3 protein-coding genes are annotated in these 3,307 nt (G+C 34.2%); 1 reads left to right on the top strand and 2 read right to left on the bottom strand.

The window, feature by feature from the left end; genetic code table 11:
- Positions 1–155: 155 nt before the first annotated feature.
- Complete coding sequence (locus tag AB0A61_RS40910) at positions 156–1,454, bottom strand: polysaccharide deacetylase family protein (RefSeq protein ID WP_014017385.1); 1,299 nt, start codon at positions 1,452–1,454, stop codon at positions 156–158.
- A gap of 168 nt (positions 1,455–1,622) precedes the next feature.
- Here AB0A61_RS40910 and AB0A61_RS40905 point away from each other — a divergent pair, with 168 nt between their 5' ends.
- Positions 1,623–2,303 carry an IS6 family transposase gene (locus AB0A61_RS40905; RefSeq protein ID WP_058212875.1) on the top strand — a complete coding sequence of 227 codons (681 nt, stop codon included), beginning with the start codon at positions 1,623–1,625 and terminating at the stop codon, positions 2,301–2,303.
- Between the two features lie 218 nt (positions 2,304–2,521).
- On the opposite strand, the gene mobC is transcribed toward AB0A61_RS40905, so the two are convergent.
- On the bottom strand, positions 2,522–2,893 hold the full coding sequence (gene mobC, locus AB0A61_RS40900) for a plasmid mobilization relaxosome protein MobC (protein ID WP_351796752.1): 372 nt from the start codon (positions 2,891–2,893) through the stop codon (positions 2,522–2,524).
- Between the last annotated feature and the right edge of the window lie 414 nt (positions 2,894–3,307).

Raw genomic sequence — 3,307 nt, 5'->3', positions numbered from 1 at the left:
CTTCACTTGAATGGTTTAATAAATGCATCACTAAACCAATATTATAGTTTGACTGGGTATAGACCTTATAAGCGCCTGTTTTACGCATGGTATGCGTTCCTAGATAGTTAATTCCTACTTATTGTCGGCGGAGCTGGACGCTTCTTTCACAACCTCTATCCTCGATCTTTTTGGTCATACACTTCTTTGACGTTGATAAATTGATCAAGTATTGGATTTTCTCCTTTTAGGTCAGCTTCGAAACGGATACCGTCAATATTGATTCTGGCGTTACGGTAGTAGTCAGTTCCTAGTTGTCCCCATGCAGGAGTTGAGGCATCGACATTGCAGAAGATATCAAATCCTTGTTGTTTCAAGTAAGCAAATTTTTGATTTGCTTCAGAATAAGGTTGCCAATCGCTGATGTCAGCGCCAAATGGGTAGATCAAAATATTTGTTTTGCCTAAAATAGGTGCAACTTCATTTTGCCAACGTTCATTATCTTGTTGGATATCGGCTAAAGAAGCTTGTGTCATATTCAAGTGTCCCCAAGTATGAGAAGCAAAACTCCAACCATCTTTCTTTAATTGATCAGCAACTTTTTTGGCTGCTTCGATTTCTTTGTTTGTTTTTTCGTTATCACCATATTCTGATTTTGATGTACGGTAACCTAATACACCATTATAGCCTGTTAAAGCTAATGTTCCTTTGGCGCCTTGATAAGAAAAATCGGGATGTTTTTTAATGAATGAATCGATCAATGGAACCATATCATAGTCACCAACAGTTTCCTTCTTATTGTCGATATAAATATTCTTGATTTGGTTCTGTTTATCGACAATCAACTTACTTGGAAATCCTGAATTGTCCATGTATTCATAATAGCTGACATCGTCTTGCGAAAGAATTAACGGTTTCTTTCCTTCTGGAAGAGAAACACCTGTAAAGGTCAGTTTTCCATCTGTTCCTTTTTTGACTAATCCATTTAGATTAACAAGAACATAGTTATTTTTATATAACTGATCAATGGTTTTATTGAATTCGGAAATAGTGACCATATAATCTTTATACCCTTGTGCTTGCTGGGTATGAAAAGCCTTAGCTGGATCAACAATCAGACTATGAAAGAAGACGTGTGAGATTTTGGTCGGGTCTTCCCATTTTACCAAGGATTCTTTTTCTTTTTTCAAAGTTGCTAACAATTGTTGCGCTTCTTTGGCGTCGTCTTTTTCAAGTAAGGCGATGGCTTCATCATAATGATAACTTGCAGCAAGCTGTTTTGCTTGATCAAGCTGTTTCGTCGTTTGTTTATCTTCAACAGGTTTTGAGCTGCTGCTTGAGTGTTGAGTTGTTTGACTAGTGTTTTCTAATTTATTGTTTGTTACTGCTTGTGTAACAAAAAAGATACTTACACCTAGAATAATAACAGTGCATACAGAAGTGACAGCCAATATGATTTTGTGTGTATGTTTCATTTTATCGTCCCCTACTACTTTTTGATTTCAAAAACCCCCGTAAGCTTTTCTTAACCTTTTGAAAAACTTCCCATAACCATTGTAACGAATATAGGGTTCTGTTGCAAAGTTTTAAATCTACTATCAAATAAGGTAGAATAATAGAAAAAGATAGCAGGAGGAATGACGATGAATCATTTTAAAGAAAAGCAATTTCAGCAGGATGTGATTATTGTAGCCGTGGGCTACTATCTTCGTTATAACCTTAGCTATCGTGAAGTTCAAGAAATCTTATATGATCGTGGCATTAACGTTTCTCATACGACGATTTATCGTTGGGTACAAGAATATGGCAAACTACTCTATCAAATTTGGAAAAAGAAAAATAAAAAATCCTTTTATTCATGGAAAATGGATGAAACGTACATCAAAATTAAAGGAAAATGGCATTATTTGTATCGAGCCATCGATGCAGATGGTTTAACCTTGGATATTTGGTTACGTAAAAAACGGGACACACAAGCAGCCTATGCTTTTCTTAAGCGGTTAGTGAAGCAGTTTGATGAACCGAAGGTTGTAGTCACAGATAAAGCCCCCTCTATTACAAGTGCCTTTAAGAAACTAAAAGAATACGGCTTTTATCAAGGGACAGAACATCGTACCATTAAATACCTGAATAATTTGATTGAACAAGACCATCGTCCAGTAAAGAGACGCAATAAATTCTATCGAAGTTTACGCACTGCCTCACCCACGATTAAGGGCATGGAAGCCATTCGAGGATTATATAAGAAAACCCGAAAAGAAGGCACTCTCTTCGGCTTTTCGGTGTCTACTGAAATCAAGGTATTAATGGGAATAACAGCCTAAATCATAGATACCGTAAGGGATTTTATTCTTTATTTAAAACTTTGCAACAGAACCCTTGTATGTAATTGACTAAAACGTACAATTTTAGCTTTTAAATATGACCCTTATTTATGACCTGCTCTAATCTCACTATTCATCAGCATTCAAAAAACAGCTCACAACTGTTGAAGAATGAACCGTTCCGTTCGATTGTTTTGGCATATAAATCACTGTCATTTTTACTCCCCCTCCGAAATAAAATGAACCACTTTTTGAATTTTATCTTCCAAATTTTCTAATTGCTTTTGATAATCAGACATCAATTCTTTTGTCTGATTATTTTTATTTTCGTTTAAATGTTTAGCAATTTGATTGATATTATTTCCGATACGTTTTAGTTCAGATTTTGTCGCAGAAATTTCAGAAATAATATTTTTATATTCTGAAAAATCAATAGAAAAAATCTCTTTATTGCAACAGGCTCGTCTAGCAAAAATAGAAAAATTAGTGATACCAGTTTTTCTCATCATCAATTTAATTCTTTCGTTCTCTTTTTCATTTACGAAGAACCTTTTTAAAATATTTCTCTCACGATTTTTGGTTTTTTTCATCTTGTCAACCTTTCAAACTACTGTCAACTCTAAAAGCTCAAAATAGGGGGTTAGTGTCTTTAGTTAGTGAACTTAGCAAGTGTGGCTACACTTACAGTAAAAAGTATTCATCTTTCACTCACAAAATCTAAAATTTCCAATTTTATTTTTGTTCGTTTCAGACGAATCTTTTTATTTTTGGTGGTGTCCCCCAATCCCCCTTTTTGAAAAAAATTAGAGCTTAATTTCAAATTCTTTTAAGACATCTTCGTATAAATCTTTGACTTCAAAACACAAATTTTTAACTTCATCTTCGGTCAAAGTTTGAACATATTTTTTTGCGTTAATGTAATTATGAACTTATCACTCCATTCAAGAAGTTCAACTCTCTTGCTTTGAATACATCGAACAATTTTATAACAATTATAATCCTCA

Source organism: Streptomyces sp. NPDC046197 (genome assembly GCF_040646295.1).
Taxonomy (GTDB): Bacteria; Actinomycetota; Actinomycetes; order Streptomycetales; family Streptomycetaceae; genus Streptomyces.
The sequence above is the reverse complement of the archived record's forward strand: the minus strand, read 5'-3'. Positions and strand labels throughout refer to the sequence as shown.

Coding starts and splice junctions, on each gene's coding strand:
- AB0A61_RS40910 (WP_014017385.1), bottom strand. CDS start 1,454: ATGAAACATACACACAAAATCATATTGGCTGTCACTTCTGTATGCACT.
- AB0A61_RS40905 (WP_058212875.1), top strand. CDS start 1,623: ATGAATCATTTTAAAGAAAAGCAATTTCAGCAGGATGTGATTATTGTA.
- mobC (WP_351796752.1), bottom strand. CDS start 2,893: ATGAAAAAAACCAAAAATCGTGAGAGAAATATTTTAAAAAGGTTCTTC.